A 7,211-nucleotide genomic window follows, 5' to 3' on the forward strand; every position below is an offset into this window, starting at 1 on the left:
GTCGCACAATCTTTGTGCGGTATTGCCATAGAGCCAAATGCCCGCAGAACCTGCGGAAGAAAGGAACGATATTATGAAGGAACAATTGGAAGCGATCCGTGCGGCTGCCAAAAAGGCATTGTCGGACTGTGCGGATTCCAAGGTGCTGGAAACCCTGCGTGTACAGTATCTGGGAAAAAAAGGTGAACTGACCGGTATCCTGAAGCAGATGGGAAAGCTGTCCGCAGAGGAACGTCCGGCAATGGGACAGCTTGCCAATCAGGTGCGTGCAGATATTGAAACGGCACTGGCAGACAAGCAGAAGAAGCTGGCGGAGGCAATGCTGGCACACAAGCTGGAGGCAGAAACACTGGATATTACTCTCCCCGGCAAAAAGCAGAAAGTGGGCAGCATGCACCCGCTGACCATCGTGGAAAACGAGATTCGGGAAATCTTCCTCGGCATGGGCTTTTCTGTGGCAGACGGTCCGGAAGTGGAATACGACTACTACAACTTTGAAGCCCTGAACCTGCCGTCGGATCATCCGGCACGGGATACGCAGGATACCTTCTATATTACAGATAACATTCTGCTCCGTACCCAGACTTCTTCGGTACAGGTACACGTCATGGAAAATCAGAAGCCGCCGATCCGCGTGATCTCTCCGGGACGGGTTTACCGTTCGGACGCAGTGGACGCAACACATTCCCCGCTGTTCCATCAGATCGAGGGACTGGTCGTCGACAAGGGCATCACCATGGCAGATCTCAAGGGTACACTGGAACTGCTGATGCAGCGGCTGTACGGCGATGACTGCAAGATCCGTCTGCGTCCGCATCACTTCCCGTTCACCGAACCCAGTGCAGAAGTTGACGTGATGTGCTTCCAGTGTCACGGCAAGGGCTGCCGCATGTGCAAGGGCGAGGGCTATATCGAACTGCTGGGTGCCGGCATGGTGCACCCGAAAGTGCTGGAGGGCTGCGGCATTGACAGCAGTGTTTATTCCGGCTTTGCGTTCGGTCTGGGTCTGGAACGTATTGCTATGCGTCGTTATAACATCGGTGACATGCGTCTGCTCTATGAGAACGATTATCGGTTCTTGGAACAGTTCTGATCGGGAGGGAGAAAAACATGAATTTATCTTTGAAGTGGCTGGCTGACTACGTGGACTGCGGCGTTTCCGTCAAGGAATTCTGTGCCGGCATGACCATGAGTGGCTCCAAAGTGGAAACATATGAAACAGAGGGCGAAGTTGTCAAGAACGTGATCGTCGGCAAGCTGGTGTCCATTACGCCCCACGAAAATTCCGATCACTTACAGGTGTGTCAGGTCGATGTCGGCGGCGACTCTCCGATCCAGATCGTGACCGGTGCCCAGAATATCGTAGAGGGTGCACTGGTGCCGGTGGCAATGATCGGTGCAGAACTGCCCGGCGGTGTCCGCATCAAAAAGGGCAAGCTCCGCGGCGTAGAGAGCAACGGCATGCTGTGCTCTCTGGGCGAACTTGGCCTGACCAAGCATGACTTTCCCTATGCCATTGAAGACGGCATTTTCCTCATCGAGGAGGACTGCACGGTGGGACAGGACATTCACGAGGCGATCGGTCTGAACGATACTTCTGTCGAATTCGAGATCACCTCCAACCGTCCGGACTGCCTGTCGGTAGTTGGTCTGGCAAGAGAAGCTGCCGTGACTTTCGGCAAGCCCCTGAACCTGAAAGCACCGGAATTCCACGGCTCCGCAGACAAGCTTAGCGACAGCCTGTCGGTATCCGTTGAAAATGCTGCACTCTGTCCGCGGTACATTGCCGGCATGGTGAAGAATGTCAAGATCGGTCCCTCTCCCCGCTGGATGCGGGAACGGCTTCGTGCCAGCGGCGTGCGTCCGATCAATAATCTGGTGGACATCACCAACTATGTCATGCTGGAATATGGTCAGCCGATGCACGCGTTCGACCAGCGGTATGTCAAGGACGGCAAGATCGTTGTCCGCAATGCCAAGGACGGCGAAACCATTACCACACTGGACGGACAGGAACGGCAGCTTTCTCCGGAAATGCTGATCATTGCCGATGCAGAAAAGCCCATTGCCGTTGCCGGTGTCATGGGCGGCGAATACAGCGGCATTATGGACGACACCAATACCGTTATCTTTGAGTCGGCTTATTTCGAACCGGTACAGGTTCGCCGGACTGCTAAGAAGCTGGGTATGCGTACCGATGCTTCTGCACGCTATGAAAAGGGACTGGATCCGGACGGCTGCCCGCGGACACTGAAACGGGCAATGGAACTGGTAGAACTGCTGGGTGCCGGCGAACCGGTGGCAGAGTTCATTGAAGTGGACAACCGCACCGCAGAACCGGTGCAGATTCCCTTTGATCCGGATTGGATCAACCGGTTCCTGGGCACGGAAATTTCCCGTGAGGATATGGTCAAGACACTGGAAGCACTGGAGATTCATGTGGACGGCGACGTTTGCATTTCCCCCAGCTTCCGGATCGATCTGGAGCGTCCGGCAGATATTGCCGAAGAAGTGGCAAGAATTTACGGCTATAACAATATCCCGTCTACCGTTATTCGCGGTGTGGCAGAAGCACAGCTGACCCCGCAGCAGCAGTTCCTGCGAAAGGCAGAACAGACGATGGTGGGACTGGGCTATTACGGTACGCTGACTTATTCGTTCACTTCTCCGAAGTGCTTCGACCGCATCGGTCTGCCGGCAGACAGCAAGCTGCGTCAGACGATCACCATTACCAACCCGCTGGGCGAAGATACCAGTATCATGCGGACGACCACACTGCCCTGCATGCTGGACGTACTGGCAACCAACTATAAGAACCGGAATGCCGCTGTGGCACTGTACGAGATCGGCAAGGAATACCTGCCGACTGGTCCGGACACTCTGCCGGAAGAACCCAACCGCCTGACGATCGGTATGTACGGCGGCGATGCAGACTTCTTTGCACTCAAGGGTGCAGTAGATGCCCTGCTGAAGGAACTACGTCTGCCGAAGTACACCTATGTGCGTCCGTCGGAAGTGGAAGGCGTTTTTGAGGAGTGCTGTGCACTGCACCCCGGCAGAAGTGCTGTCATTCTCTGTGGAGAAACACCGGTAGGCTATCTGGGCGAACTGCACCCCACGGTGCAGAAGACCTACGGCATCGGCACCAGAACCTATGTGGCAAAACTGCTGGTACAGGAAATGGCTGCAATGGCAGAAACCGAAGTGACCTATCAGCCGCTGCCGAAGTTCCCGGCAATCACCCGTGACCTGAGCCTGCTGTGCGACGATGCACTGCCGGTTGGCAAAATGGAAGAAGCCATTGCACAGGCTGCCGGAAAGCTGCTGGAAGAAGTAACCTTGTTCGACGTATACAAGGGCGACCAGATCGCTGCCGGCAAAAAGAGCGTATCGTTCTCTCTGCGGCTGCGTTCCCACGAGGGCACGCTGACTGACGAACAGGCAGATGCAGCCATGAAGCGGGTACTGAAAGCACTGGCTGCCATGGACGCTGTGCTGCGGGAAGCATAAGAGCAGGGCTTTCTATTTGAGGTGATTTCCATGAAAGAAAAAACGGAAAAACAACCAAAACCAAAAAAGGAAAAGCAGGAGCGTACTCCCAGAGAAGCGACTGCGTTAATGCTGGGACTGGTGGCACTGGGGCTTGCCGTTGTCGGTGTGGCATCGCTGCTCTGGCTGTCCACACTGGTGGCAGCCATTCTGGGCGGTATTGCTGTGCTGACTGGTTTTGCCAGCCTGATGGTGGGAAAAAGCGGAACTCTGCCGGCAATTGTTGCCGCAGTGGCAGGCTTTTTGACCGTGCTGTCCGCGATCATTTCTATGAAGATGCAGTAACCTAGGGCGTGTTGACACGAAGTCTGACATGTGCATTTTAGGGCGATTTTTCTTCGTTCGTTGTTGAAAATCCTTATTCGCATATCATGATAGTATCAATATTCCCTGAAACAGGAACATAAAAAAGCGTGCAGAAGTTCAGATACTTCTGCACGCTTTTGCTTTTGTCATCATGTTAACTTAGGATATGCTGCTGGAAATCTGATCCAGAATGCCGCTTCCTGCCAGAATCACCGCATTGACGATCCACATAATGATGCTGATAACAATGCCGATGATACCCAAGATCATGCCGGCTTTCTGTTTGCCGTCGGTGGAACCCTCTTTCTTTGCCATGACTGCCAGAATAATGGCAATGATGCCGCAGATGATACCTGCAAGCGGGATACAAAGTCCCAGCAGGGAAACGATTCCCAGTACCAGAGCCGCAACTGCCTTTCCGTTTTTCTGATTCATGTGTCAATTACCTCCTGTCCCCAAAATTATTTGACAAATCGCACGTAAAAATATGGAAGTGTCAAACAAATTTATTATAGCATAGAAATATGCAAATATCAAGTAAATAAATCATGAATTATAAAAACATTGTTCGGGATATTTGCTTTTTCGTGAAATATAGGGTATAATAAAATGGTCGAAAATGAAACAGCAGGAGGTACGGCATGGCATTTGAAATTGAAGCATTGACGGCGGAACAACGGGAACAGTTTGCAGCGAAGCAGATCCCCGATCCGTTATCTCCCGTTTTAGGGATTCTCAAGCCGAGAGAGTGGATCATAGATGCGGGAAAAGATGTGTTTTTGTTTGCAATCGGCGTGCATCGGGATTACCCGAATGAGGAGTTGTTCTTTTTTCACTGGAAAGATCAAGAGATGATTTTACCGCTGAGAAAGGAAAACCAGCTGCCGAATACGCGAATCTGGAGTTTCCAAACCTCATGGGAAAATCCCTTGAGATACGTACAGGGGAATATCAGATCACAAATACTGGCAGATTTGAAGCAGGCGTTAGAGGTCTACAGAGTAGACGGAACATCTGACCCCAGCAATTTGGCAGTGCAGGTCGTGTGCGATTTTTAGGCGGTGTTGCAAAAGGTGTTTTTGTACACTTGACAAAGCAAGCTGGTTGTGATATAATAATCTTGCAATGATATAGTAGCAAATTATTACCAACAGAAAGCCTCTGGAGCTGCAACTCTAGGGGCTTTCACCTTGTCTGTCAATAAGGCAAATGAAGTAGGCATATTTGTTGGTCTACGTTCCATTTTTAAAAGCATTTCTGTACACTTGACAATTGTCGTAGTTTATGCTATAATAATTTACATTGAAATAATATAATTGCAAGTAATCACTAAAAAGAAAGCCCCCAGATCTGCAACTCTGGGGGCTTTCGCCTTATCTATAAAAAGGCGGAAATAAGTAGGCTGGTGTCGGCTTACTCTCCGTTCAGCCATTTGTAGACTTTGTACAGCACAATGTCTACTCCAACGGAGATACCTGCGATAATGATATAGTATAGCAAATTATCACCTCCTCCCTGACGGAAGAAGCCGACACTCTATCATAACACATAGAAATTTTTTTGTCAATCCGGCAGAAGTGCTGTCGGATTCCGGCACATTGCGAAAGGAGTATTTCATGATGCCGCACCAATTGAACTGGCAGGAAATCTGTCAGATGATACCCAAACGAAAAGCCGATGCCCAGAAAGGAGATTTCGGGCGGCTGCTCTGTATTACCGGAAGCCGGAATATGCCCGGAGCCTGCCTGCTTTCCACACAGGCAGCCCTGCGGGGCGGTGCCGGACTGGTGACAGTTGCCACGGCTCCGGAAAATCCCATGCGGCTGGCGGCGGCAGCACCGGAAGCGATGTGGCTGCCGCTGGAAACGGACGAAGCCGGATTTCTCCGCAGCAGCGACCAGAACCGGAAAACGCTGGAAAAGCAGCTTTCCCGTGCCAATGCGGTGCTGCTCGGCTGCGGGCTGGGCGTGACCGAAGAAACTCGCCGGCTGGTGCACTGGGTGCTGGAACAGGCGGTGTGTCCGGTGGTGCTGGACGCAGATGGTCTAAACTGTGCGGTTTCCTGCATAGAGTTAAGCAGAAGGACAGGGAAGGACTGGATCCTGACACCGCACCCCGGCGAAATGGCACGGCTGACCGGACATTCGATTCCGCAGATACAGGAAAACCGTGTGGAAACGGCAACGCAGTTTGCAGCCGCCTATCCGGTGACGCTGGCACTCAAGGGAGCCGGCACACTGGTGGCACAGAGAAGCCGTCTGGCACAGAACCCCACCGGCAATCCGGGCATGAGCCGCGGCGGCAGCGGGGACGTTCTCGCCGGACTGATCGCCGCCTTTGCCGCACAGGGGATTCCGTCTTGGGAGGCAGCCTGTGCAGGGGTGTATCTCCACGGCCTTGCCGGAGATGCGGCGGCGGCAGCACTGTCCCAGCAGGCAATGCTGCCGCGGGACTTGCTGGCATATCTGCCGCAGGTGCTGGTCAAGCTGGAACAGGAACGGTGAAATGTATCCGCCCTTTCTCTGCCCAAAATGTGCAACACTGCACAATATTGTCCGAAAGGCTCTGATTGGGAGGAAATTGCATGAAACGAAATTACAGTGCTGTCTTGAGTTTGCTGCTCGCCGGCGGGATCTGCTGTACCGGCTGTGCCAAAGCCGGCGGCGAAGCCACTGCTGCTCAAAAGCTGGGCGGCAGTTTTACCACGGAAATGACCATGACAATGGAGGACTGGACCGCAGCCGGCACGCTGTCCCGCCTGGGTGACGGAGCATGGAGCGTGTCGTTTGCCGAGCCGGCTACGCTTGCCGGTGTGGTGCTGGACTTTTCCGGCGGGGAAGTGACAGCGTCATATAAGGGGCTGGGCTTTTCCGTGCCCCAGTCTGCCATGCCGGCGAAGTCGGTGCTGAGCCAGATGATTCAGGTGGTAGATGAACTGGCACAGCAGGAGGAGATCACCGGCAAGGAGCAGGACGGCTGCGTGTCGGTGGAGGGGGACTTGGAGGGCAATCCCTACACTTTGACACTGACGGAAAACGGGGATTTGTCCGGCTTTACCATGGAAAATTTTGATACCACCCTGACATTTACCCAGTTTCAGTCCGGAGCCGCTGTTGCAACGGAAACCACAACGCTGGAATCACGATAGTTCTGGAAGAAGGTCGCTGTATTGTGAAAACGGTACAGCGACCTTTTTAATTTTCTCACTGCAATTCATGAAATATTTTTATGCGTTGTAAACTACATTCACAGAAATATGGTATGATAAAAGATATAAAATAAAAATATGGAAGAAATCTTCTACAGGCAACACTGAACAAAGCTAGGGCAATACCGCACAAAGAGCGTCTGGCGAC

Annotated in this window: 7 protein-coding genes; 6 read left to right on the forward strand and 1 reads right to left on the reverse strand. The window is 52.6% G+C overall.

Features of this window, described 5'->3' with window-relative positions:
• Positions 1-73 precede the first annotated feature (73 nt).
• Genes pheS through RUMCAL_RS01885 form a run of 3 tightly spaced genes read left to right on the forward strand, consistent with a single transcriptional unit; the run spans position 74 to position 3,834 of the window.
• Positions 74-1,093: a phenylalanine--tRNA ligase subunit alpha gene (gene pheS, locus RUMCAL_RS01875; protein ID WP_040646552.1), complete on the forward strand. Its 1,020-nt coding sequence runs from the start codon at positions 74-76 to the stop codon at positions 1,091-1,093.
• A 17-nt stretch (positions 1,094-1,110) separates the two neighbouring features.
• On the forward strand, positions 1,111-3,510 hold the full coding sequence (gene pheT, locus RUMCAL_RS01880; RefSeq protein ID WP_021680745.1) for a phenylalanine--tRNA ligase subunit beta: 2,400 nt from the start codon (positions 1,111-1,113) through the stop codon (positions 3,508-3,510).
• 30 nt (positions 3,511-3,540) lie between these two features.
• Positions 3,541-3,834, forward strand: coding sequence for a hypothetical protein (locus RUMCAL_RS01885; RefSeq protein ID WP_021680746.1), 294 nt, complete (start codon positions 3,541-3,543; stop codon positions 3,832-3,834).
• Between the two features lie 180 nt (positions 3,835-4,014).
• Here RUMCAL_RS01885 and RUMCAL_RS01890 read toward each other — a convergent pair whose 3' ends face one another.
• Positions 4,015-4,290: a hypothetical protein gene (locus RUMCAL_RS01890; protein WP_021680747.1), complete on the reverse strand. Its 276-nt coding sequence runs from the start codon at positions 4,288-4,290 to the stop codon at positions 4,015-4,017.
• Positions 4,291-4,496: 206 nt separating this feature from the next.
• On the opposite strand from RUMCAL_RS01890, the gene RUMCAL_RS01895 reads away from it, so the two are divergent.
• From RUMCAL_RS01895 to RUMCAL_RS01905, 3 genes are all read left to right on the forward strand, one after another.
• On the forward strand, positions 4,497-4,913 hold the full coding sequence (locus RUMCAL_RS01895; RefSeq protein WP_021680748.1) for a hypothetical protein: 417 nt from the start codon (positions 4,497-4,499) through the stop codon (positions 4,911-4,913).
• A gap of 597 nt (positions 4,914-5,510) precedes the next feature.
• Entirely contained in the window at positions 5,511-6,359 is an 849-nt protein-coding gene (locus tag RUMCAL_RS01900) for an NAD(P)H-hydrate dehydratase (protein ID WP_040646561.1), read from the forward strand.
• 80 nt (positions 6,360-6,439) lie between these two features.
• Positions 6,440-7,003 carry a hypothetical protein gene (locus RUMCAL_RS01905; RefSeq protein WP_021680751.1) on the forward strand — a complete coding sequence of 188 codons (564 nt, stop codon included), beginning with the start codon at positions 6,440-6,442 and terminating at the stop codon, positions 7,001-7,003.
• Positions 7,004-7,211 lie beyond the last annotated feature (208 nt).

The sequence above is a fragment of the Ruminococcus callidus ATCC 27760 genome (genome assembly GCF_000468015.1).
Lineage (GTDB): Bacteria > Bacillota > Clostridia > Oscillospirales > Ruminococcaceae > Ruminococcus_C > Ruminococcus_C callidus.

What these genes read in the sequence shown, in the direction of transcription:
- pheS (WP_040646552.1), top strand. Translation starts at nt 74, where the DNA reads ATGAAGGAACAATTGGAAGCGATCCGTGCGGCTGCCAAAAAGGCATTG.
- pheT (WP_021680745.1), top strand. Translation starts at nt 1,111, where the DNA reads ATGAATTTATCTTTGAAGTGGCTGGCTGACTACGTGGACTGCGGCGTT.
- RUMCAL_RS01885 (WP_021680746.1), top strand. Translation starts at nt 3,541, where the DNA reads ATGAAAGAAAAAACGGAAAAACAACCAAAACCAAAAAAGGAAAAGCAG.
- RUMCAL_RS01890 (WP_021680747.1), bottom strand. Translation starts at nt 4,290, where the DNA reads ATGAATCAGAAAAACGGAAAGGCAGTTGCGGCTCTGGTACTGGGAATC.
- RUMCAL_RS01895 (WP_021680748.1), top strand. Translation starts at nt 4,497, where the DNA reads ATGGCATTTGAAATTGAAGCATTGACGGCGGAACAACGGGAACAGTTT.
- RUMCAL_RS01900 (WP_040646561.1), top strand. Translation starts at nt 5,511, where the DNA reads ATGATACCCAAACGAAAAGCCGATGCCCAGAAAGGAGATTTCGGGCGG.
- RUMCAL_RS01905 (WP_021680751.1), top strand. Translation starts at nt 6,440, where the DNA reads ATGAAACGAAATTACAGTGCTGTCTTGAGTTTGCTGCTCGCCGGCGGG.